21 protein-coding genes and 3 tRNA genes are annotated in these 22,675 nt (G+C 57.6%); 11 read left to right on the top strand and 13 right to left on the bottom strand.

Translation table 11 applies throughout. The features are described from left to right. The first annotated feature begins 150 nt into the window (after positions 1 to 150). Entirely contained in the window at positions 151 to 462 is a 312-nt protein-coding gene (locus ACR0AI_RS03555; protein WP_480670639.1) for a DMT family transporter, read from the top strand. A gap of 6 nt (positions 463 to 468) precedes the next feature. Here the strand turns inward: ACR0AI_RS03555 and tpiA are convergent, their stop codons facing one another. Continuing rightward, the gene (tpiA, locus tag ACR0AI_RS03550; protein ID WP_480670641.1) at positions 469 to 1,218 is read right to left on the bottom strand and encodes a triose-phosphate isomerase; all 750 of its coding nucleotides are present in this window, start codon (positions 1,216 to 1,218) and stop codon (positions 469 to 471) included. A 127-nt stretch (positions 1,219 to 1,345) separates the two neighbouring features. On the opposite strand from tpiA, the gene ACR0AI_RS03545 reads away from it, so the two are divergent. Continuing rightward, positions 1,346 to 2,257 carry an isopenicillin N synthase family dioxygenase gene (locus tag ACR0AI_RS03545; protein WP_480670643.1) on the top strand — a complete coding sequence of 304 codons (912 nt, stop codon included), beginning with the start codon at positions 1,346 to 1,348 and terminating at the stop codon, positions 2,255 to 2,257. On the opposite strand, the gene ACR0AI_RS03540 is transcribed toward ACR0AI_RS03545, so the two are convergent. Next, positions 2,254 to 2,619 (bottom strand): HesB/IscA family protein, encoded by a 366-nt coding sequence (locus ACR0AI_RS03540; protein ID WP_480671630.1) that lies wholly within the window; start codon positions 2,617 to 2,619, stop codon positions 2,254 to 2,256. The genes ACR0AI_RS03545 and ACR0AI_RS03540 overlap by 4 nt on opposite strands. Positions 2,620 to 2,825: 206 nt before the next feature. Between ACR0AI_RS03540 and ACR0AI_RS03535 the strand changes: the two genes are divergently transcribed. Beyond that, positions 2,826 to 3,164 (top strand): hypothetical protein, encoded by a 339-nt coding sequence (locus ACR0AI_RS03535; protein WP_480670645.1) that lies wholly within the window; start codon positions 2,826 to 2,828, stop codon positions 3,162 to 3,164. A 213-nt stretch (positions 3,165 to 3,377) separates the two neighbouring features. Here ACR0AI_RS03535 and ACR0AI_RS03530 read toward each other — a convergent pair whose 3' ends face one another. From ACR0AI_RS03530 to ACR0AI_RS03520, 3 genes are all read right to left on the bottom strand, one after another. After that, positions 3,378 to 3,740, bottom strand: a complete 363-nt coding sequence (locus tag ACR0AI_RS03530) for an SUF system Fe-S cluster assembly protein (protein ID WP_170458085.1) — start codon at positions 3,738 to 3,740, stop codon at positions 3,378 to 3,380. 90 nt (positions 3,741 to 3,830) lie between these two features. Then, positions 3,831 to 4,109, bottom strand: coding sequence for an NfeD family protein (locus tag ACR0AI_RS03525; RefSeq protein WP_170638804.1), 279 nt, complete (start codon positions 4,107 to 4,109; stop codon positions 3,831 to 3,833). Continuing rightward, positions 4,109 to 4,999, bottom strand: a complete 891-nt coding sequence (locus ACR0AI_RS03520; RefSeq protein ID WP_480670647.1) for an SPFH domain-containing protein — start codon at positions 4,997 to 4,999, stop codon at positions 4,109 to 4,111. Before ACR0AI_RS03520 ends, ACR0AI_RS03525 begins: the two co-directional genes overlap by 1 nt. Positions 5,000 to 5,174: 175 nt before the next feature. Between ACR0AI_RS03520 and ACR0AI_RS03515 the strand changes: the two genes are divergently transcribed. The 3 genes from ACR0AI_RS03515 to lon all read left to right on the top strand — a co-directional run bounded on the left by ACR0AI_RS03515 (position 5,175) and on the right by lon (position 9,892). After that, positions 5,175 to 6,086, top strand: coding sequence for a nucleoside hydrolase (locus ACR0AI_RS03515; RefSeq protein ID WP_480670649.1), 912 nt, complete (start codon positions 5,175 to 5,177; stop codon positions 6,084 to 6,086). A 63-nt stretch (positions 6,087 to 6,149) separates the two neighbouring features. Beyond that, on the top strand, positions 6,150 to 7,280 hold the full coding sequence (tgt, locus tag ACR0AI_RS03510) for a tRNA guanosine(34) transglycosylase Tgt (protein WP_480670651.1): 1,131 nt from the start codon (positions 6,150 to 6,152) through the stop codon (positions 7,278 to 7,280). A 203-nt stretch (positions 7,281 to 7,483) separates the two neighbouring features. Continuing rightward, positions 7,484 to 9,892, top strand: coding sequence for an endopeptidase La (gene lon, locus ACR0AI_RS03505; protein WP_480670653.1), 2,409 nt, complete (start codon positions 7,484 to 7,486; stop codon positions 9,890 to 9,892). A gap of 39 nt (positions 9,893 to 9,931) precedes the next feature. Here lon and ACR0AI_RS03500 read toward each other — a convergent pair whose 3' ends face one another. From ACR0AI_RS03500 to ACR0AI_RS03490, 3 genes are all read right to left on the bottom strand, one after another. After that, positions 9,932 to 11,518 carry an APC family permease gene (locus tag ACR0AI_RS03500; protein ID WP_480670655.1) on the bottom strand — a complete coding sequence of 529 codons (1,587 nt, stop codon included), beginning with the start codon at positions 11,516 to 11,518 and terminating at the stop codon, positions 9,932 to 9,934. Between the two features lie 89 nt (positions 11,519 to 11,607). Then, positions 11,608 to 11,682: transfer RNA gene (locus tag ACR0AI_RS03495), tRNA-Val, on the bottom strand. Between the two features lie 89 nt (positions 11,683 to 11,771). After that, positions 11,772 to 12,491, bottom strand: coding sequence for a porin (locus ACR0AI_RS03490; RefSeq protein ID WP_480670658.1), 720 nt, complete (start codon positions 12,489 to 12,491; stop codon positions 11,772 to 11,774). A gap of 289 nt (positions 12,492 to 12,780) precedes the next feature. Between ACR0AI_RS03490 and ACR0AI_RS03485 the strand changes: the two genes are divergently transcribed. From ACR0AI_RS03485 to uvrA, 3 genes are all read left to right on the top strand, one after another. Then, positions 12,781 to 12,857: transfer RNA gene (locus tag ACR0AI_RS03485), tRNA-Asp, on the top strand. A gap of 45 nt (positions 12,858 to 12,902) precedes the next feature. Next, positions 12,903 to 12,979 (top strand) — tRNA-Asp (locus ACR0AI_RS03480). Positions 12,980 to 13,154: 175 nt separating this feature from the next. Continuing rightward, the gene (gene uvrA, locus ACR0AI_RS03475; RefSeq protein WP_480670660.1) at positions 13,155 to 16,013 is read left to right on the top strand and encodes an excinuclease ABC subunit UvrA; all 2,859 of its coding nucleotides are present in this window, start codon (positions 13,155 to 13,157) and stop codon (positions 16,011 to 16,013) included. Positions 16,014 to 16,092: 79 nt separating this feature from the next. On the opposite strand, the gene mmsB is transcribed toward uvrA, so the two are convergent. The 4 genes from mmsB to ACR0AI_RS03455 all read right to left on the bottom strand — a co-directional run bounded on the left by mmsB (position 16,093) and on the right by ACR0AI_RS03455 (position 20,368). Continuing rightward, complete coding sequence (gene mmsB, locus ACR0AI_RS03470; protein ID WP_480670662.1) at positions 16,093 to 16,965, bottom strand: 3-hydroxyisobutyrate dehydrogenase; 873 nt, start codon at positions 16,963 to 16,965, stop codon at positions 16,093 to 16,095. 3 nt (positions 16,966 to 16,968) lie between these two features. Then, positions 16,969 to 18,009 (bottom strand): enoyl-CoA hydratase/isomerase family protein, encoded by a 1,041-nt coding sequence (locus tag ACR0AI_RS03465; protein WP_480670664.1) that lies wholly within the window; start codon positions 18,007 to 18,009, stop codon positions 16,969 to 16,971. Positions 18,010 to 18,016: 7 nt separating this feature from the next. Further along, positions 18,017 to 19,159, bottom strand: coding sequence for an acyl-CoA dehydrogenase family protein (locus tag ACR0AI_RS03460; protein WP_480670666.1), 1,143 nt, complete (start codon positions 19,157 to 19,159; stop codon positions 18,017 to 18,019). A gap of 93 nt (positions 19,160 to 19,252) precedes the next feature. Beyond that, positions 19,253 to 20,368 (bottom strand): carboxylate-amine ligase, encoded by a 1,116-nt coding sequence (locus ACR0AI_RS03455; protein ID WP_480670668.1) that lies wholly within the window; start codon positions 20,366 to 20,368, stop codon positions 19,253 to 19,255. A 139-nt stretch (positions 20,369 to 20,507) separates the two neighbouring features. Between ACR0AI_RS03455 and ACR0AI_RS03450 the strand changes: the two genes are divergently transcribed. Together ACR0AI_RS03450 and ACR0AI_RS03445 are read left to right on the top strand one after the other, a co-directional pair. Further along, positions 20,508 to 21,359 (top strand): class I SAM-dependent methyltransferase, encoded by an 852-nt coding sequence (locus ACR0AI_RS03450; RefSeq protein ID WP_480670670.1) that lies wholly within the window; start codon positions 20,508 to 20,510, stop codon positions 21,357 to 21,359. Positions 21,360 to 21,430: 71 nt separating this feature from the next. Then, positions 21,431 to 21,907: a fasciclin domain-containing protein gene (locus ACR0AI_RS03445; RefSeq protein WP_170373597.1), complete on the top strand. Its 477-nt coding sequence runs from the start codon at positions 21,431 to 21,433 to the stop codon at positions 21,905 to 21,907. Positions 21,908 to 21,978: 71 nt separating this feature from the next. Here ACR0AI_RS03445 and ACR0AI_RS03440 read toward each other — a convergent pair whose 3' ends face one another. Next, entirely contained in the window at positions 21,979 to 22,563 is a 585-nt protein-coding gene (locus tag ACR0AI_RS03440) for a L,D-transpeptidase (RefSeq protein WP_480670672.1), read from the bottom strand. Positions 22,564 to 22,675 lie beyond the last annotated feature (112 nt).

Here is a 22,675-nt window from a genome sequence, read left to right as displayed (position 1 = left end):
GATAAACGAGTGTGAACCGGGCGAGTTTTCTCGCCCGGTTTTTTCATGTCTTGAAGACGGGTGTCGAGTACCTACCTATAACGTCAGAGGACGACCTCCCCATAACGGGCGATCATTCGGGACGACCTGAAAATCCGAAAGGGGTCCTCGATGTCCTGGATTTTTCTTTTACTTGCTGGCCTGCTGGAAATTGTTTGGGCCGTTGCCATGAAGCAATCGGCCGGTTTCACGCGGCTGGGGCCCACGGCTGTGATGGGCGTGTCAATGATCGGGTCCTTCGCGTTGCTGGCGCTTGCGATGCGAACCCTACCTCTGGGGACGGCCTATGTAATCTGGACAGGTATTGGCGCAGTGGGCGCGTTTCTGGTTGGCATCATGTTTTTGGGTGAAGCCGTGACCGCCACGCGTATCTGCGCGGCAGTTCTGATTGTCGCGGGCCTAACTACAATGAAACTGGCCTGAGGGCCCTTAGGCGGTTTCCAGCGCTTCAACGATGCGTGAGAAATCGGCCGCTTTCAGGCTGGCCCCACCGACCAACGCGCCATCCACATTGGACACGCCGAAAATCTCGGCCGCGTTGGAGGCTTTGACCGAACCACCATAGAGCAAACGCACCGAGCGCCCGACGCCCTCGCCAAAGCGACGCTCAAGCCGGGCGCGGATGAAGTCATGGACCTCTCCGATCTCGTCGAGTGTCGGAACCTTGCCGGTGCCGATGGCCCAGATCGGTTCGTAGGCGACAATCAGGTTCTCACCAGTGGAGCGGTCCGGGATCGAGCCCGACATCTGACCTCCGATGATGTCCAGCGTATTGGCGGCCTCGCGCTGCTCAAGGCTTTCGCCGACGCAGATGATCGCCTGGAGGCCAGCCTCCATCACGGCGTTGGCCTTGGCGCGCACATCTTCGTTCTGTTCGCCATGGTCCTCGCGCCGTTCGGAATGGCCCAGAATCACAGCCGTGGCTCCGGCGTCTTTCAGCATCTCGGCGCTGGTGTCGCCGGTATGCGCGCCCGAGGCTGCGGCGTGGCAATCTTGCCCGCCGACGGCAACGCCCGTGCCTTGGGTGCGTTCCGCGGCCCGGTGCAACAGCGTGGCGGGGGGGCAGATCAGGACATCGACGCTGGGCGAGGGGTGCTTCGCGGCGAGCGCGTCCAACTCGCTCAGCGCCGCGCTGGTTCCGTTCATTTTCCAGTTTCCAGCCGCCAGTTTGCGCCGCATCTCCGCGTCTCCCTTGTCGCTATTCTGTGGTTTTGTCCTGCGATATCACCCTTGGTCGGGCCTTACAATTCCGGTTGCAGTTCCGATACTGGAAAGGCAGGGTCCGCGCAGCGATTCCGAGGGTTCCATGATCGACAAACTCAACCTTGAAAAACTGGACAATCAGGACATTGATGAGCTTGCCAGATTGCTGCGGGCCGTCGGGCAGGTGGGGTTTCTGACCGTCGGCAACACTGGGCTTAGCGCTGAGCGGGTTCAGGACGTCATCGAGGCCTACCGCGCCTTTTTCCATTTGCCCGAGCAAGAGAAGAAGTCGGTCGATATGGCGTCAACCGGGTCGAACCGGGGTTGGGGCGCGCCGAAATCCGAACAGGTCGATCCAAACGCAAATCCCGATTTCAAGGAAGTGTTCGATTGCGGTTTTGAGTTGCCGCCGGAAAACCCATATCGCGCTGAAAATCTCAGCGTCTATGCGCCCAACCTTTGGCCTGCGAAGCCCGAGGGGTTCCGAGAAGCTATTCAGTCCTACTACACCGACGCCTGCGATGTAGCGATGCGCGTTCTGCGCGCAATTGCGGTTGCTCTGGGGCGCGGCTCGGACAGTTTCGACGACGCTTTTGACACGCCCATGGCGTTGCTGCGTGGCAACTATTACCCTCAGCGTCCGGATTGGGCTGGGGAGAAGGATTTTGGCATCGGCGCGCATACCGATTATGGCTGCGTGACCCTGTTGGCGACCGATGGCACTGCGGGGCTTGAGGTGCGGATGCCCGATGGTAGCTGGGAAAAGGTCGAGGCCGAGCCGGGCGTATTCATCATCAACTTTGGTGAGATGTTGGAGTTCTGGACTGCCGGTCGCGTCAAAGCGACCGAGCATCGTGTGGTTGGCGGCACGAATGAGAGGATCTCGGTCCCGCTGTTCTTTAACCCGTCCTACCACACGAATGTGGCCCCTCCGACGTCAGACCAAGTGATCACAGCCGGAGAGCACCTGACACGGCGTTACAACGAGACCTACGTTCACTTGAACGCAAGTTAGGATTGCTGGGCGAGGGTTTCGTCGAACTTGATCGACTCGCCGCAGCCGCAGGCGTCCACGACGTTGGGGTTCTTGAACTTGAACCCGGACTCCAGCAGCGAAACCTCGTAGTCGATTTCGGTGCCGAACAGGAACATCTGCGCCATTGGGGCAATCATCACCCGCGCACCGTCTTGTTCCACGACCTCGTCATGGGGATCGGCGTCATCGACGTAGTCCATGGTATATTCCATACCGGCGCAGCCACCTTTTTTCACGCCGATGCGCAGACCGGCATGTCCGCCGGACTTCATCAGGCGGGTGATCTGCTCTGCCGCTTTGGGCGTCATGGTCACGGCTTGTTTTCCGGGGATGCCGAACATCTGAGTCTCCATCGTCGCGCGATAGATGTAATCTAGGGTCGTCTTTCAGCAGGCTCAAGTCAGAGCGCCCCTAGAAAATGAAATTTGATACTGGATGCGCGTGCGCGTCCGTGTTGCTTTCGCATTGAGGATAGGTTTAGCCTGTTTTTAGGTGATCACAGTCACGTGCTTTAGATCAGAGGTCTTTCTGCGGAGATTTAAATTAAATGAACAGGTTAAAACGTAAAGTGAAGGTGTGTTTGGGAGCGTTCTTGGCTAGCGCGGCTCTATTGGCTTTGTCAGTTCCCGCTTCTGCCGAGGAAACTTTGAAACGACATCCCATCAATTGCACAACAGCGGAGGGTGATCTGCGCGCGATTGCAGCCGAGAAGAAACATGCTGAGGACCAGCAATTAGAAAGCGTTGCAGCCATAACGCCGGCAGGTGCTTTGCTTGGGTTGGTGACGGGGACCGAGAACAAGAGATTGCAGATGCTTTCCGGTGACTACATCAAGCAACTCGATGCGCGATCGGATGAAATCAAGGCCAAGTGCGGAGTAAGTTAGGTCTTAATAAAAAGACCGCCCTCGGGCAAGGGCGGTCCAATTTCGGGGCCGGTACCATGGGGGGCGGTGTCTTCCAGTCAGGCCCATTTGCAAGAGCTTTTGGGAATACAAACACTTGCGCCGCATGTGTCCCGCAGTACTGTGACAGTAGCTCTACACTTTGGTAACAGAAGGGTTAACCTTTTGTGACAAAGGCTTAGCTAGGTGCTGATGTTACATAAAGCCCAGCTCTAGCCGCGCTTCGTCTGACATCATTTCCATGCCCCAGGGCGGTTCCCAAGTCAGTTCGACATCGACTTCCTTGACGCCAGCAACGGGCTCGATGGCTTCCATGATCCAGCCTGGCATGTCTCCGGCGACGGGGCAGCCCGGGGCGGTCAGAGTCATGATCACCTTGACGGCGTTGTCGTCCTTGATGTCGATCGTGTAGATCAGGCCCAGGTCGTAGATATTGACCGGGATTTCCGGATCAAAGACCGTCCGGCACGCTTCGACCACCTGGTCATACAGGGGGTGTTCAATGCTCGATGGCGCAATCAATGGTGTGCCTTCTAACTGTTCACTCGGGTGAGTCATCTTTGCCTCGGGTCAGTTGCCTGAGTGTTTATATAGGGAACAGGTCTGGCAGCGTCCAGTCGTGCAGTGACTCTTGGGCGCTGCCTGTACTTAGTCGTTGATATCACGTTCAAACGTTTTCACCTGCCCATGCGGGTGCGCGAAGGTCTTGCGCAAGGCCAGCCATGCAACCAGCGACAAAACCGCGAAGATCAGCATCAGAACCGGCAGAGAGGGCGCAAGACCCGGGATCAGCAGCAGCAGGCCGGTGCCCGCTGCCCCGATGGCGAAACCGAGAAAGATGAACCCGGGCAGGACGATCTCGAGAATGCCGAGCGCCAAAGCGCCCGCCATCCAGATCCACCACGTCATCCAAAACGGGTCTGCCATCATTTAACCCCTTTGAGCATTTTGAACGCATCGCCAAAGGCCTCAAGCGCATTGGCCGGTACGACAATCGTTTGCTTACCAGTACCATTGCCCAGAGCGTTCAGAGATTCCACCTGTTTCAGAGCGACCTGGTATTGCGCGGCCTCGATGCCGTTGTCCTGAATGGCCTTGGCAACAACGCCGGTTGCGTAGGCTTCGGCTTCGGCCTCAATGCGGCGGGCCTTTGCGGTTTGCTCGGCCGCATAGAGCTCTGCGTCCGCCTGCAGCTCAACCGCGCGTTTCTGACCTTCAGCCTCAGTGACCTGAGCGCGACGCGCGCGTTCAGCGTTCAACTGCTGCAGCATTGCATCGCGAGTGGCCTGATCAAGGTTCACATCCAGAATCTCGGCCCGGGTCACTTCGATACCCCAGTCGTCGACAGCGGTTTCTACGCTGGCCTGAATTTGCGCAATCAACTGCGCGCGGTTCGATTGGACCTCATCCAGGTCCATCTTGCCGATTTCAGCCCGCACGATACCCGCGACCGTGGTCGCAATCGCGCCGTCCACATCGCGGATACGGTAGACGGTCTTTTCCGGCTCGAGAATACGGTAGAAGACCGAGGTGTCGATCTGCACCAGCACGTTGTCCTTGGTAATCGCATCCTGCGTTGCGTTGGGCAGCTGACGCTCAAGAATGGATATCTTGTGACGCGCAACATCCAGAAACGGTACGATAAAGTTGATCCCCGGCCCAAGGACCGAGTGCAGGCGTCCGAACCGTTCCACCACGTATTTCTCAGATTGGGGAACGATTTTGATACCTTTGAAGATGACGACCACCACAAGAATGGCGGCCAACAGGTACATGATATTCGACGAAAGCAATCCGATGATCTGCTCTTCTGTCATAACTGTCCTCGTTTATTGTGTACAATAGTATACATTTGGGGATTGAGTCGCCCGATTTCAACTCTGGTATGGCGGGAACCGGGGTGGTTGCAAATCCGGAATGCTCGAAACTGATGGCCGAAACAAGCGACAGTGACCGCTTTGCATCTGTGAATGCTTGCGTTATCGGGTGAGGATGAAACTGATAATCGACACAGACCCCGGCATCGACGATGCAATGGCGATCGTCTACGCTGCCGCCGCACCCGAGATTGACCTGATCGGGCTGACCACCGTTTTCGGAAACACCCATGTTCATCAATCCAGCCGCAATGCACGCTATCTGGTTGATAAACTTGGACTAGCTGTCCCTGTTGCGCAGGGCGCCCCCTTTGCTCATGGTGAGGACGACCATAGCCCATCCGAGCATGTGCATGGGCCTGAGGGGTTCGGTGATCTGACCGAAATCCCCGAGATTGGGCAGAACCACGACCTGAGCGCGGCCGCGTTTCTGGTCGAAATGGCACGCGAACATCCCGGAGAGCTTGTCGTTTGCGCGGTCGGCCCGTTGACCAATATCGCGGACGCATTGGCTCTGGATCCCGAATTCGCCTCGAACCTCAAACGTCTGGTGATCATGGGCGGCGCAGTCTATTGCCCCGGCAACATCACGGAACATGCCGAAGCAAATATCTACCACGATGCCAAAGCAGCCGACGCGGTGTTTTCGGCACCGCCTGAGACTGTTCTGGTCGGTTTGGATGTGACGCTGAAAACGCTCTACAAGAGCGCGGATTTCGAGGATCTAGCCCTGAGATCGCCCGATATGGGGGCATTTCTGCGCGATATCTCTCGTTTCTACCTGAAATTCTACAAAGAGATCGGAGGGTTGGAGGGTTGCGGTCTGCACGACTCGACCGCTGTCATCGCCTGTACCCATGATCATATGTTCGACTCCGTTCGGACCGGATTGAAGGTGGCAACCGAGGGAGAGGCAATCGGAGCCACAGTGCCAGACGAGGGGCGGCCCCCGGTTTGGGTCTGTCGAGACGTTGACGGGGCAGGGGTTGTTGATCTGTTTACGGCCCGCGTGGCCTCTCTGCCCTGACGGGTTGCAAAGACCCGGCGGATCGGGCAAATCCTGCCCGGTTCCGCGATCCGAGATGATGACATGACCCAACAGTTTTCCTTTGACCTCAAAGCAACCGACGGCAAAGCCCGCACCGGCGTGATCAACACGCCACGCGGCGAAGTTCGCACGCCTGCCTTCATGCCGGTTGGCACCGCAGCGACGGTCAAGGCGATGATGCCGGAAAGCGTACGTGCGACCGGGGCCGATATCCTGCTGGGCAACACTTACCACCTGATGCTGCGCCCCACGGCAGAGCGGATCGACCGTTTGGGCGGGTTGCACAAGTTCATGAATTGGGAACGTCCTATCCTGACTGACTCAGGCGGTTTTCAGGTCATGTCGCTTGCAGGGCTGCGCAAACTGACCGAAAAGGGCGTGACCTTCAAATCCCATATCGACGGCTCCAAGCATGAGCTGACGCCGGAACGGTCGATGGAAATTCAGCGCCTGCTGGGGTCGGACATCGTGATGTGTTTCGATGAATGCCCCTCACTGCCTGCGGACCGGAAGCGCATTGCCGAGTCGATGCAGCTGTCGATGCGATGGGCACAGCGGTCGCGCGATGCGTTCGGGGATCGCCCCGGCCACGCGCTGTTCGGGATTATGCAAGGCGGGCTGGAGCAAGACCTGCGCGAAGAAAGCGCCGAGGCGTTGAAAGCGATCGGGTTCGAAGGCTACGCTATCGGTGGTCTGGCCGTGGGTGAGGGGCAGGAGGCGATGTTTGACTGCCTCGATTTTGCCCCCGATTTCCTGCCCACCGACAAGCCGCGCTACCTGATGGGCGTCGGGAAACCGGATGATATCGTGGGCGCTGTGGCGCGCGGTGTGGACATGATGGATTGCGTTTTGCCGTCCCGGTCCGGTCGCACCGGTCAGGTGTTCACGCGACACGGTGTGGTGAACATCAAGAACGCGCGCCATGCCGATGATCCACGCCCGCTGGACGAAGAGTGCACATGCCCGGCCTGTTCGAACTACTCGCGCGCCTATCTGCACCATGTATTTCGCTCGAACGAGATGATCTCGGGCATGCTTTTGACCTGGCATAACCTGCATTACTTCCAGGAAATCATGCAGGGTATGCGCGACGCGATTGCGGCAGGAACGTTTGAGGCCTGGCAGGCCAATTTCCATGCACAGCGGGCACAGGGTGATATTGAGCCGATTTAGCAGGCACCGGCACAATTTCGGTGGATATCTTCCTGGCGCGCCTTGCGGTCCGCAGAACCTTTGGTCATGCTGCGCATTGAGACACGGTGGTGAGGTTGAAATAGGGCGGTAACAGCCCCACCTTAAACCATCCAAGACAGGAGACGGCCAGCGGTTGCCTCAAGCAGGGACCAGAGCCGTCTTGCCAATGATAAGGATAGAGCATGCAAGAGCCTCTGAATTCCTCATACCCCGTCCTGCCGCTGCGCGATATTGTGGTGTTCCCACATATGATCGTGCCGCTCTTCGTGGGCCGAGACAAATCGGTCCGCGCGCTGGAAGAGGTGATGCAGGATGATAAGCAAATTCTGTTGTCCAGCCAGATCGACCCCAGTGTCGATGATCCGGATGTGGATGGTATCTATCAGGCCGGTGTTCTGGCCAATGTGCTGCAACTGCTGAAATTGCCCGACGGCACCGTCAAGGTGCTGGTCGAAGGGCAGGCGCGTGTGCAGATTACGGAATTCCTTGAAAACGATCAGTTTTTCGAAGCCCGTGCCGAGTATCTGACCGAAATCCCCGGCGATGTCACTACGACTGAAGCGCTGCTGCGCACCGTTGCGGATGAGTTCGAGCGCTACGCCAAGGTTCGTAAGAACATCCCCGAGGAAGCTTTGGCTGCCGTTGGTGAGACCACCGAGCCTGCCAAGCTGGCTGACCTCGTGTCGGGTCACTTGGGCATTGAGGTCGAGCAAAAGCAGGAACTGCTTGAGACGCTCTCGGTCAGCGAGCGGCTTGAGAAGGTCTATGGCCTTATGCAGGGCGAAATGTCGGTTCTGCAGGTCGAGAAAAAGATCAAGACCCGCGTAAAATCCCAGATGGAGAAGACTCAGCGCGAGTATTATCTGAATGAGCAGATGAAGGCCATTCAGAAGGAGCTTGGCGATGGTGAGGACGGCTCGAACGAAGTTGCCGAGCTGGAAGATAAGATCAACGAGACCAAGCTGTCGAAAGAGGCGCGTGAAAAGGCCGAAGGCGAGCTGAAGAAGCTGCGCAACATGAGCCCGATGTCGGCTGAGGCCACTGTCGTGCGAAACTATCTCGACTGGATCCTGTCGCTGCCGTGGGGCACCAAATCCCGCGTTAAAAAGGATCTGGGCCGCGCGCAGGATATTCTGGATGCCGATCATTATGGGCTTGAGAAGGTCAAAGAGCGGATCGTTGAGTATCTGGCGGTTCAGCAGCGTTCGAAAAAGCTGAAAGGCCCGATCCTGTGCCTTGTTGGCCCTCCGGGCGTGGGTAAAACCTCGCTGGGTAAGTCCGTTGCCAAGGCCACGGGGCGCGAGTTCATTCGCATCTCGCTGGGTGGTGTGCGCGACGAATCTGAAATTCGGGGTCACCGCCGGACTTACATTGGCTCGATGCCCGGTAAGATCATTCAGGCGCTGAAAAAGGCGAAAACCACGAACCCGCTGATCTTGTTGGATGAAATCGACAAGATGGGGCAGGATTTCCGTGGTGATCCGGCCTCGGCAATGTTGGAAGTATTGGACCCGGAACAAAACAGCACGTTCATGGATCACTACCTTGAGGTCGAATATGACCTGTCGAACGTGATGTTCCTGACCACCTCGAACAGCTACAACATGCCTGGGCCTTTGCTGGACCGGATGGAGATCATCCCGCTGGCCGGTTATACCGAAGAGGAAAAATCCGAGATCGCCAAGCAGCACCTGATCAGCAAGCAGGTCAAAAACCATGGACTGAAGGCCAAGGAATTTGAACTGACCGATGAGGCTCTGCAGTCGATCATCCGCACTTACACCCGCGAGGCGGGCGTGCGGAACCTCGAACGTGAAATCGCCAAAGTGGCGCGGAAGTCGCTGACCAAGATCATCAAGAAAGAGGCTGACTCGGTTACCGTGACGCCTGAGAATCTTGATGATTTCTTGGGAGTGCCGAAGTTCCGATATGGGCTAGCTGAGCAGGATGATCAGGTTGGTGTCGTGACCGGTCTGGCATGGACGTCGGTTGGTGGAGACCTTCTGCATATCGAGGCGCTGAAACTGCCTGGCAAGGGGCGGATGAAGACCACCGGTAAGCTGGGCGATGTGATGAAGGAATCTATCGACGCAGCCTCGTCCTATGTGCGGTCGATTTCGCCTCAGATCGGGGTGAAGCCGCCTCAGTTCGACAAAATCGATATCCACGTGCACGTGCCGGATGGCGCAACGCCTAAGGATGGCCCGTCGGCCGGTTTGGCGATGGTGACTTCGATTGTGTCCGTGCTGACTGGCATTCCAGTGCGCAAGGATATCGCCATGACGGGTGAGGTCTCACTGCGCGGGAATGCGATGCCGATCGGTGGTTTGAAGGAAAAACTGCTGGCGGCTCTGCGCGGTGGCATCAAGACGGTTCTGATCCCGGAAGAAAACGAAAAGGATCTGGCCGACATTCCGGACAACGTGAAGGAAGGGTTGGAGATCATCCCGGTCAAACACGTCTCGGAAGTGCTGAAACGGGCGTTGGTCGAGGAGCCCGAGCCCATCGAATGGGACGAAGCCGCAGAAGAGGCGGCGGCTGCGGCAGCAAAAGCGGCTGAAAGCTCTGGGCCGTCTGCAACGGCGCACTAAGACACAAAGAAAAAGGCGGGGCTGGTCCCCGCCTTTTTTCTATAGCCCGATAACTGGTTGTTTCGGGTCCAAAATTTCCTCTTCTTCGATGTATTTCTGAAACTTTTCGTCGGCCAAGGACGACCGGACAGCGATCATGAATATCCCCGTCGAGAACAGAATGCAGACCAGAACATCCCAGCCGAACGGGATGAATTTTAGAGCACCCTCTCCGAACTGGCCAAATATTGAGATTACACCGATGCCGACGAAATAGGGCATCAGCCAACGCGCTTCGGCCACGTCCATTTCATCCAGGCGATTGTGAAAGCGGATCAGCAACAAGATCATTCCGATGATCAACGCGACGCCCAAGCGCCAGACGGTGTCCCATCCGCTCCAATAAACGATCAGTGTCGCTATGGCGAAGGCCAGTGCGCCTACGAAACGGACAGCGGGGATTCGGATCGAGCGTGGGTGATCTGGCATCAGCTTTCTAAGGCATACGACAGCGATCGGCCCTACCGCGAAAGACAAGACAATTGCCGCCCCGTTCAATGCGATGACCGTGGTAAACGGGACCGAAAGCAGGAACAAAACTCCGATCCCGAAATTCAGCACAAGAGCCCAAAGGGGTACTCCGAACGAAGACAAGCGCATGATGCGTTGAGGAAGAAAACCGTTCTTTGATAGGGCCATAGCGATCCGAGCATTTGATCCTGTTGCAACAAGCCCGTTGCCGAACGGTCCGATGACTGAGCCAACATTCAATACGCTTAAGAACCAGACAATGCCCACCGACATTATCACGGCATCAAGCGGCCCTTCACCGCCGAAGTTGAGGCTGGACCAGCCTTGTGCAAGCGATGTTGGATCAAGTGCGCCGATGAATGCGATCTGTAGCGCAAGATAGATGGCCGCGCACATCACGATCGACAGAACCAGCGCGGCTGGGATTGCGAATTTCGGGTTGCGGACCTCGCCCGCCATATCGACGATGTGGCGAAATCCGATGAAGGAGAAGATCACGCCTCCGGTCGACACCGCAGCCATGATGCCTTGCAGACCGTATGGGGCGAACCCGTCTGGATGGTTGAAGTTCTGAACCTTAAACCTGCTCACGATCAAGAGTGCTGAGAGAATGACCGGAATCGCGATCTTCGCCCAGGTTAGGGTGGCGTTAACACGTGTGAAGAATTTTACGCCCAAGGCATTGACGACAACGAATAGCAGCATGAAGGACAGAGCAACCAGCACACCCGCGCTCGTCAGATCACCGGTCTCTGCAGTGTGCAACCACGGCGTATAGGGGGCTAAGTACTTCAACATCGCCTCAACCTCGATGGGCGCAGTCGTGTTGTAGCCGATCCAAGCTGTCCAACCCATTGCCATCGCGACGATGTTGCCATGAGAGAATTGCGGAACCCGCGCGATCCCGCCCGGGATAGGCAGCATGGCCGAGATTTCAGCGAAGGTGATGGCCAGAACAAACATGGCCACCGCACCGATGATCCAGGACAGAACCGCAGCTGGTCCTGCATGTTGCACAGCCAAGAGCGGGCCGAACAGCCATCCAGAGCCTATAATGCCGCCAACGGAAATGAAGGTCAGTCCCAGTAGGCCAATGTCTCGCTTCAATTTGGCCATCTGCGTCAACCCTTTACACTGCGTATATCAAGGATACGCAGGCGGCTTCTGACCTGACAAGCGTTGTCTGGAGATGGGAAAATAGGAGGTGGTGGGTGATAAGAGATTTGAACTCCTGACATCTTCGATGTGAACGAAGCGCTCTACCACTGAGCTAATCACCCATTGCCTGGCGTCTTATCGCAGCTCATTCCCGGCTGCAAGACTTATAGGGCGGGACCCCGGCCAGTATGCAAGCCGGGGTCTGAAGTTCTTAAAGGCCGGGCAGCTTGTCCAGAACGCCACGGCGTCCGAAGGTTGTGCCGCGCTCGTTGCCCAGGTTGATACGGACACCTGCGCCTAGGAACGGTTCGGTGCTGCTACCGCTGCCGATGGACAGGTGGGCTGCGCCGAATTCTCCATAGACCTGTGCGTTGGTGCCAACATTGTAGGTCGCGCCAATCGAAAACGCGCTTACGTCCAAAGCGCCTTCGATGTCGTTGATGTAGTCGTATTTGCCGACCACAGTCCATTTGTCATTGACGGCTCCTCCGGCCGAAAAGCCCAGGATCACGCCATCTGCGTTAGAGATTTCTTTCAGGTCCTGAAAGCCCAGGTACCCTTCGATCTGCGCGGGGCCTGCGCCGAAACCGGCCTCAACGCCGTAGAATTGGAAGGTTTCGTCCTCGATATGGTCTTGCCCGTAGAAGGCGCCGAATGACGCGTTTTGTGTATGCAGATTGGCATGCAGGGTGACGCTTGTGCCGTCAAAGTCCTCATCCTCGAACCGGTAAGCGCCAGCATCCAGCTGCAGGCTGAACGCACGGGAAAACGCCAGCTCGCCCGCGCCGTTGAGGTTGTAAACATCGCCAAGATCGCTGTCTGTGAAGGTGGAATAGCCTAGGTCCACATATCCGCCGGTCACCTCGACGGCATATGCCGCGCCGGACAGTAAAAGGCTGGTCAATGCACTGGTAGCAATGATTTTTTTCATGTTGCTGCTCCGATTTGTGTTTTTGTTGGCGCGGGTCAAAATGAGACTAACGCGCATGAATGTCTGGTTAGTTTTTATCGTTTAGGATGAGTAGGGGGTCGGCGCGATTTCAATATGCTGTTGCAGGTGGGGCACAAATGCGCGGTCGTATGGGCCGCGCCCCGAAGGATGGCCGAGGAGCGGCTGCAAACAAAAATCAGGCTTCAGGCAAAAAACTTCAAAACGCCGCTTGACGATGCCCGAGCGTAGCCATAATACACCCCAACGTTCAGCAACGAACGGGCAGCGGGCGGTTGTAGCTCAGTTGGTTAGAGTACCGGCCTGTCACGCCGGGGGTCGCGGGTTCGAGCCCCGTCAACCGCGCCATCGCTGCCAGACTTGGTCCAGTTTAAAGGCCACGAAAATAGATGCGCGGTTGTAGCTCAGTTGGTTAGAGTACCGGCCTGTCACGCCGGGGGTCGCGGGTTCGAGCCCCGTCAACCGCGCCATTTTCCCTTGAAAATTGCGAAAATCACTGGTTCTTGGCGCAAGGCTGGCGTTGTTTCAGTATGATGTCAGTATGTGTCGGCAATAATCGGTGCGTTCATAGTTTGTTCTAACTTTTCTGTTGGAGACTCAGCGCCGCTCGCCTATCTCTGAGGGACGTGTTTGTTGGGGGCCAGAATGGCTGAGCTGAAGAATATCGAGGTGCGCGGCGCGCGCGAGCATAACCTCAAGAGCATTGACGTGGATATCCCGCGCGACCAGCTGGTGGTGATCACCGGGCTGTCTGGCTCGGGTAAATCCTCGTTGGCCTTTGACACGATCTATGCCGAAGGTCAGCGTCGCTATGTCGAAAGCCTCTCGGCCTATGCGCGGCAATTCCTCGATATGATGGAAAAGCCGGATGTGGATCACATCAGCGGGCTGTCTCCGGCGATTTCGATCGAACAGAAAACCACGTCAAAGAACCCGCGCTCGACCGTTGGAACGGTGACCGAGATTTATGACTACCTGCGATTGCTATTTGCCCGTGCGGGGACACCTTACAGCCCTGCGACTGGTCTGCCGATCGAAGCGCAGCAAGTACAGGATATGGTCGACCGGATCATGACGATGGAAGAGGGCACGCGCGGCTACCTTCTGGCCCCTATCGTGCGCGACCGGAAGGGCGAATATAAGAAAGAGTTTCTTGAACTGCGCAAACAGGGCTTCCAGCGCGTCAAGGTGGATGGTGAGTTCTACGAACTGGATGAACCGCCAACGCTGGACAAGAAATTCCGCCACGATATCGATGTGGTTGTGGATCGTCTCGTCGTGCGCGAGGGGATGGAGACGCGACTGGCCGACAGTTTGCGCACCGCTCTGGATCTGGCTGATGGGATCGCGATTCTGGAAACCGCGCCGCGCGAAGGGGATCCTGAGCGGATTACGTTCAGTGAGAACTTTGCCTGTCCGGTCAGCGGCTTTACGATTCCTGAAATCGAACCGCGCCTTTTTTCGTTCAACGCCCCGTTCGGGGCCTGCCCGGATTGTGACGGTCTGGGGGTTGAGCTGTTCTTTGACGAACGCCTTGTGGTGCCGGATCAGACACTGAAGCTGTATGACGGGGCCTTGGCGCCGTGGCGAAAGGGGAAATCTCCGTATTTCCTGCAAACCATCGAAGCCATCGCGCGCCACTATGAGTTCGACAAGAACACGCCGTGGAAAGACCTGCCCAAGAAGGTGCAACAGGTGTTTCTGCGCGGCTCTGGGGATGAGGAAATCCAGTTCCGCTATGATGAGGGCGGTCGTGTCTATCAGGTAACGCGCAACTTCGAAGGCGTTATTCCGAATATGGAGCGCCGCTACCGCGAGACTGACAGCGCCTGGATTCGGGAAGAGTTTGAGCGCTACCAGAACAACCGTCCGTGCGGCACCTGCGAAGGCTACCGCCTGCGCGCCGAAGCTTTGGCGGTGAAGATCGCTGGCCTCCATGTGGGGCAGGTCGTTGAGATGTCGATCCGTGAGGCTCTGGCTTGGGTCGAAGACGCGCCGAACCATCTGAGCATTCAGAAGAATGAGATCGCGCGGGCGATTCTGAAAGAGATTCGTGAACGCCTCGGGTTCCTGAATAACGTGGGTTTGGAATACCTTACACTGTCGCGTTCAAGTGGAACTCTGTCCGGTGGTGAAAGCCAGCGTATAAGGCTTGCCAGCCAGATCGGATCGGGCCTGACAGGCGTTCTTTACGTGTTGGACGAGCCGTCAATCGGCCTGCACCAACGGGACAATGATCGCCTGTTGGGCACGCTGAAAAACCTGCGAGATCAGGGCAATACGGTGATCGTCGTCGAACACGATGAAGAGGCCATACGTGAGGCCGACTACGTGTTCGACATTGGCCCCGGAGCGGGTGTCCACGGTGGGCAGGTCGTCAGCAAGGGAACGCCAGCCGAAATTACGGCCGATGCGGCCTCGGTCACCGGGCAATATCTGGCTGGTACGCGAGAGATTGCGGTGCCTGCGGAGCGGCGCAAGGGCAACAAGAAAAAGCTGACCGTGGTGAAAGCGACGGGCAACAACCTCAAGAACGCGACGGCCGAGTTCCCTCTGGGCAAATTCGTCTGTGTGACCGGCGTGTCGGGTGGGGGCAAGTCGACGCTTACGATTGAGACGCTTTTCAAAACGGCCTCGATGCGGTTGAACGGCGCGCGTCAAACGCCTGCGCCCTGCGAAACGATCAAAGGGTTGGAGCATCTGGACAAGGTCATCGACATCGATCAGCGTCCCATCGGGCGGACTCCGCGTTCGAATCCAGCGACTTACACCGGGGCGTTCACGCCGATCCGTGACTGGTTCGCAGGATTGCCCGAGGCCAAAGCGCGTGGCTACAAGCCCGGGCGTTTCAGTTTCAACGTCAAGGGCGGCCGGTGCGAAGCGTGTCAGGGCGATGGGGTCATCAAGATCGAGATGCACTTTCTGCCCGATGTTTATGTCACGTGCGAGACGTGCAAGGGCGCGCGGTATAACCGCGAGACATTGGAGATCAAGTTCAAAGGCAAGTCCATCGCCGATGTGCTGGATATGACAGTCGAAGACGCGCAGGAGTTCTTTAAGGCCGTGCCCTCGATCCGCGACAAGATGGATGCTCTGGCGCGGGTTGGTCTGGGCTATATTAAGGTCGGCCAACAGGCGACAACGCTGTCCGGAGGGGAAGCGCAGCGGGTCAAACTGTCGAAGGAGTTGTCGAAGCGCTCAACTGGGCGGACGCTGTATATTCTGGACGAGCCGACCACGGGGCTACATTTTGAAGATGTACGTAAGTTGTTGGAAGTTCTGCATGAACTGGTCGATCAAGGGAACACGGTAGTCGTGATCGAACACAATCTGGACGTTGTGAAAACCGCAGACCACATCATTGATATCGGCCCGGAAGGCGGCGACGGCGGTGGTGAGATCGTTGCGACCGGAACACCGGAAGAAGTGGCTGAGGTCGAGCGGAGCCACACCGGGCGTTACCTCAAGCCGATGCTTTCAGGAACCCGTGTCGCGGCTGAATAAGCTGCGACACGGTTTTTTGCGAGGCTCTGCCTCGCGCTCCGAGATATTTTTGGCCAGATGAATGAAGGATCCTTGTGCCTTATTCTCGGCTGCGTTTTTCAAATCTGGGCAGCATGGCTGAGAAGTCCTGGCCCAAACCACCTTCGGCTTCAACGAACTGCTGGTAGAGCGCAGTTGCGGCTTGGCCCATCGGGGTGTCGGCATCCGCGCCTTCGGCAGCTTGCTGGCTGAGGCGCAGATCTTTCAACATCAATTCGGCGGCGAAGCCCGGCTGATAGTCATTATCCGCGGGGCTGGTGGGGCCGACTCCGGGGGCCGGGCAATAGGCGTTCATGGTCCAGCTATAGCCGGAGGACGTGCTGACCACGTCGAACATCTTTTGCCGGTCCAGACCCAGTTTGTCGGCCAAGGCAAAGGCTTCACAGGTTGCGATCATGGTGACGCCGAGGATCATGTTGTTGCAGATTTTTGCGGCCTGTCCAGCGCCGGCCTCACCGCAATGCACGGCTTTTTGCCCCATGATGTCAAACAGGGGAGCGGCCTTGGCAAAGGCGTCGGATGTTCCGCCAGCCATGAAGGTCAGGGTGCCGGCCGAGGCCCCTCCGATTCCGCCGGAGACCGGCGCGTCCACGGACAGAAGATGCGCGGCGATGGCTTGCTCTGCCACGGCTCGGGCGCTGTCTACGTCGACAGTCGAACAGTCTATCAACACGGCGCCCTGTTGCATGGTCGGGATGATCTGGTTGGCGACCGCGCGCAGTATGTCGCCGTTCGGCAGCATGGTGATGACGGCATCGGCGCCCGAGACGGCCTCTGTTGCGGATTGCGCTTGCGTCACTCCATCAACGCTTACACCCGCCGTGTCAAAACCGGTCACCTGATGCCCGGCCTTCGCAAGGTTGGCCGCCATCGGCGCGCCCATATTGCCCAAGCCGATAAAACCGATTTGCATCTCTTAATCCTCCTCAAAAGTCAGTGCGTTTGCGCCAAGCGGTTGCAGCATTTTCGAGACCGCGACAGCGGGTACTTTCATATCCGGATACTGCCAACTTGGGCTACGATCCCTATCTATGATCAGCGCGCGGATACCTTCGATGAGATCTCCGTGCTCCTGCGCGCGGTAGGTGAAGCGATACTCCAGATCCAATGCGCGATGCATGGTCAGGGACGGGCCGCGGAGACGGTGGATCATCTCGACCGTGCAGGCCATGGAGAGCGGGGCATGCTGGCCCATCATTTCCAGCGCTTTCAACGGGAAATTAGTCTCTTCTGAGCGAAGTGTGATGAGGATATCCTCCAGCGTTTCGCCTGCAAAATAATGGTCGATCTCGGGTTGCATCTGTTGCAATTTCCCGTCGGGCGCGGGTTGGGCGTGATCGGTGACCAGTTCGGCATTGCCCGACGCCTCAAGCAATTCGATAAGGTCTGGCCAAGTGGCTTGAGGGATGAAGTGATCGGCGAAACCGGCGTAGATGGCATCCGCTGGCCCCATCCGGAAGGCGGTGAGGCCTAGATATTCGCCAAGCCGCCCAGGCGCCAATGCCAACATCAACGAGCCGCCGACATCCGGAACCAGCCCGATCGCGCATTCCGGCATCGAGATTTTCGAGGTCTCTCCGACTACGCGATGGGTTCCGTGGCAGCCGATGCCGACTCCGCCGCCCATTGTGAAACCCTGCAGAAAGCTGATGATGGGTTTGGGGTACGCGAAGATCAGCGCATTCAGGCGGTATTCATCGCGCCAGAAGGTTTGCCCGTGTGAGAAATCCCCTGCAAGTCCAGTTTCATATAGTTTGGCAATGTCGCCGCCTGCGCAAAAGGCTTTGTCGCCCTCGGCGTCGATGATGATCAGGTCGACCTCGTCGTCTTCGCGCCAGTTGCGCAGCGCGGTGTCGATGGCCATGCACATCTCATAGCTTAGGGCGTTCAAAGCCTTTGGGCGGGTCAGGGTGATGCGCCCGGCGCGACCGGTCGTGCGAATGTCGATGTCAGGCATGATCCCCTCAGGTTCCGGCCAGCAGGTGGCGCGCCACGATCACGCGCATGATTTCGTTTGTGCCTTCGAGTATCTGATGCACCCGCAGGTCGCGCACAAGCTTTTCGATGCCATAGTCGGCAAGATATCCGTAGCCGCCATGAAGTTGCAGGCATTGATCCACGACATTTGAGCCGGTCTCGGTCACGAATTTCTTGGCCATTGCGCAGAATTTCGACGCATCCGGCGCGCCTTGATCAAGTTTCCAGGCGGCCTGTCGCAGGAAGGTGCGCGCGGCCTGCAATTCGATCTCCATATCGGCCAGGCGGAATTGCAGAGCCTGGAACTGGTCGATGGATTGGCCGAATGCCTTCCGTTCAGACATATATTGCAGGGTCATGTTCAACCCGGCCTGCGCTGCGCCTAGGGAGCAGGAGGCGATGTTCAGACGTCCTCCATCAAGGCCCATCATGGCGTATTTGAAACCGTCCCCTTCAGTGCCGACCAGATTGCCTGCAGGAATGTTGCAATCGTCGAACTGGACCTGCGCTGTGGGTTGGCTTTTCCAACCCATCTTCTGTTCCAGTGCACCAAAGCTCAGGCCCGGTGTGCCGTCTTCGACATAGACAGTTGAGATTCCTTTTGGACCTTCCGCGCCCGTGCGGACCATGCAGACATAGGCGTCCGAATACCCGCCGCCCGATATAAAGGCCTTGGTGCCGTTCAGCGTGTAGCCCTCGTTCGTGCGCTCAGCACGCGTCTTCAAAGCGGCGGCGTCCGAGCCGGAGCCAGGTTCGGTCAGGCAATAGCTCAGCACTGTATTCAGGCTCAGCACATCGGGCATGACCTGTGATTTCAGCTCATCACTAGCGAAACTGTCCAGCATCTTGGCGCACATATTGTGGATCGACAGGAACGCCGCGACCGAGGGGCAAGCCATGGACAGCGCCTCGAACACGAGGGTTGCGTCGAGACGGCTGAGGTCTGCGCCGCCGCTGTCTTCCGAGACGTAGAGCGCGCCAAAGCCAAGCTCTCCGATGCGCGGCCAAAGCTCTTTGGGGATTGTGCCTTCGGCCTCCCACTGGCGGGCGAAGGGGGCGATGTTGTCCTGCCCAAATCCGTAGGCCATATCGAAAATGGCTGTTTGTTCCTCGGTCAGCCCGAAATCCATTGCGCACCCTCCCACAGGCAAAGAATTGAACGATTGTTTATTTCGCAATCGTTACAGAACTATTTCAGGATGAGCAATCCTGAGAGCTGTTCGCTAAAGGTCCGCGTGAAACTCTTCGATCAGATGGAGGACAACGGCCTGGCCGGGGTCTTCGCCTTTGGCGACAGCCTCGGCATGAACGCGCCGTTGGCGAGTGGCAGAGGTGCCTGCCTCGGCGATCTGACGCAGGCGGGCGAGTTCAGTCATGGTCCCCAGTGCCTCGGCATCTTCGGCCAGCATCCCCATGAGTTCGCCGATCAGCTCGGCCATGGGTTTGATCGAGCGATCCCCAAAGTCAATTAGCCCTTCGCCGACCCCATAGCGTTGAGCGCGCCAGCGGTTCTCACCGATCAGGAACCGGTCATATTGCCGCCAGCGCAGATTGCGGGCCTTGAGGCGACACAGCATACGGGTCAGCGCCTGCACGAGGGCGGCCAGAGATAGGGTGTGCTCAAGCCGCGGCTGGACGTCCATGATCCGCGTTTCCAGCGTCGGGAAACGATGGGAGGGGCGTAGATCCCACCATATTTTCGAGGTGTCTTCGATCACGCCCAGTTCGACCAGGACGCCGGTTGTGCGTTCGTATTCGCTCCAACTGTTGTAGACCGGCGGCAATCCGGTACGCGGTAGATTGTCGAACACGGTCAGGCGATAGGAGGAAAGCCCCGTATCCTCGCCATTCCAGAACGGGGAGGACGCCGAAAGCGCCAGCAGATGGGGTAGGAAGTAACTGAGTTGCGGCATCAGGTCTGCGCGTAGGGCCGGGTCCTCGACCCCCACATGCACATGCATCCCACAAATCAGCATCCGCCTCGCAACTCCGCCCAAGGCGTGTTGAAGCGCATCGTAACGCTCTTTTCTCGTGTGGTGCTGTTTTTTCCAATCGGCGAAGGGGTGGCAGGACACGGCGATCGGGCTGAGGTTATACTCCGCGGCACGTTTCGACACACAGGAGCGCAGACGTCTGAGATCTTCGCGCGCTCTTTTGACCGTCGTGTGGGGGCGGGTACCGACCTCGATCTGGCATTGCAGGAATTCGGGGCTGACCTGCCCTTCGAAATCGGCCTGGCAGGCTTCCATCAATGCGGCGGGGGCCTCGGCCAGGTGCAGGCTGTCGCGGTCGACCAGCAGGTATTCTTCTTCAATGCCGATCGTGAAATCTTGTTGCATGGGCCTTCCTGCCGTTTTCCAATGCAATCAGTGAATACGTAAATCAACGTTTTGCCAAGGGTTTGCCGCTGCGCCGCTTGCGGAGCGACCGCAAGCAGCGCTAAGGAACGGTTAGCAATGCGATAACGGAGCCGGCCTCGTGAAACCCAGAAAATTCCCGCAGATCAACGCAGCCCTTGATGAGTTAGGGGTGAAGCTGGTCGACAAGGTGACCGAACAGGACGAACGCGCCCGGCTGGAGGCGTTCGAGCGGGCAGGCGGGCTGGAGCGACCGGCTTACGCGCTTTCACCGGGGATGGAAGGCTTCGACATCGCAGAACTGGTCGCCGAATACGGCCAACACAAGGGGGCGCTGGAGGCCTTGAAGGACCCGGCCCGGAACCAGACAGGATATCGTTTGGGCAATGGCTATTATGACAGCCCGGATGCCGACGCTCTGTATTTGATGATCCGCAGGTTCAAACCGAAACGCGTGATTGAGGTCGGTTGCGGCAACTCAACTCGCGTGACGCGGCAAGCCATCCTTGACGGAGGGTTGGACACACATATCACAGCCATCGACCCTTACCCGCGGGCGGATATCGCTCATGTGGTCGATTCGTTCGAACAAAAACGGCTGGAAGAGGTCGATCCGGCGCTGTTCGAGCAGCTTGATGCCGGGGACATTCTGTTCATCGATTCCAGCCATGTTGTTAGGATGAGCAATGACGTCGCACATCTTTTCTGCCGCATCATCCCGACGCTGAAACCGGGCGTTGTCATCCACGTGCATGATGTTTTTTTACCTTATGAGTATCCTAAGCGTTTCTTCTATGATTGCCCCGGTTGGGGTGAACAGTACATGCTGCACGCTTTGCTGCAATCCGGCGCGTTTTCAATGCTTTGGCCGGGTTATTACCTGCAACAGGACCGCCCTGATGCGTGTGAGGCGCTGCCGTTTCTGAACGATGGTCGGGCGCAGAGTATCTGGGTTCAGATCAAAGAACAGTGATCCTAAAGTGATCCGGTGTGAAACATGCGCCGTACACCTTTCCATAACAAGCTGGAGAGGAGAAGACAGCCATGTTTCGTCGCACACTGATGGGCGCTGCCGCCGCCGTTGCACTTGCCATGCCAATCAAGGCTCAGGCTGCTGACATCGTTGACACCGCCGTATCTGCTGGATCGTTCACCACACTGGTCGCAGCCGTTCAGGCCGCCGGTCTGGTCGACACGCTGAAGGGCAACGGCCCATTCACCGTTTTCGCACCGACGGATGAGGCCTTTGCCGCTCTTCCCGAAGGCACGGTGGAAAGCCTGCTGCTGCCTGAAAACAAGGACAAGCTGGTTGAGATTCTGACCTACCACGTTGTGCCTGCCAAAGTGATGTCCGGCGATATCGCGGGCAAGCGCGCAAAGGTTCTGACCGTTCAGGGCGATCGTCTGAGCGTCAACGCCAAAAATGGTGTCCGCGTGAATGGTGCTGATGTGGTGCAGGCCGACATCGAAGCCAGCAATGGCGTTATCCATGTGGTCGATGAGGTTATTCTGCCTGAATAACTTTGGCTTCCCGCCAAACAAAAAGCCCCGGTCCTGTTGGCCGGGGCTTTGCTGTTTCTGAGTTTTAGCCCTCAGACCAAACGTACCTGCGTACCGATTTGGACCAGCGGGTACAGCTCTTCCACATGTTGGTTGTAAAGGCCGATGCAGCCCGACGAACTCTGCCGTCCGATCTTGCGGGTGTCGTGGGTGCCATGGACCAGATAAGCTGGCCAGCCCAGATACATCGCGCGCGTGCCCAGCGGGTTGCCGGGGTCACCACCCTCCATCCGAACGGGCAGAGACGGATCACGTTCCCGCATCGAGGCGGTTGGCGTCCATGTCGGGTATTCGGCCTTGCGGACAACCTTGGTGTAGCCTCGCCTGGTCAGCTCTTCACTCATCGGAACCGAGCTGGGATACAGTTTGTACGTCCCGTCCGGTCCCCAATAGTGAACCGCGCGGCTGGTGATGTCAGCCAACAGGCAGCCCGCACCCAGCTGATCAAAATGGTCTTGCCAGTTCTGCTGCGAGAACGACGAGACGTTTCGGCGTACCGGCAGTTGCGTGCTGATCGCATCTTCGGTTTGCGGGAAGGCGTCAGAACTCTGCGCGCGCACGAGGGCAGGTGTGGCGAGAACGGATGCGGCCCCCAAAAGGGCCGTACGGCGAGTCATATTGGATTTGGACAAGGCGACCTCCAGAGGTTCAATCTGCTCGAATATATAGTTGCGCCGAAAATATTTGCCAGGCTCGCAAATAGCCAGCCTCTACAGTTTGAATTTATCG

The organism is Ruegeria sp. BG3, from assembly GCF_056538485.1.
The sequence above is the reverse complement of the archived record's forward strand: the minus strand, read 5'-3'. Positions and strand labels throughout refer to the sequence as shown.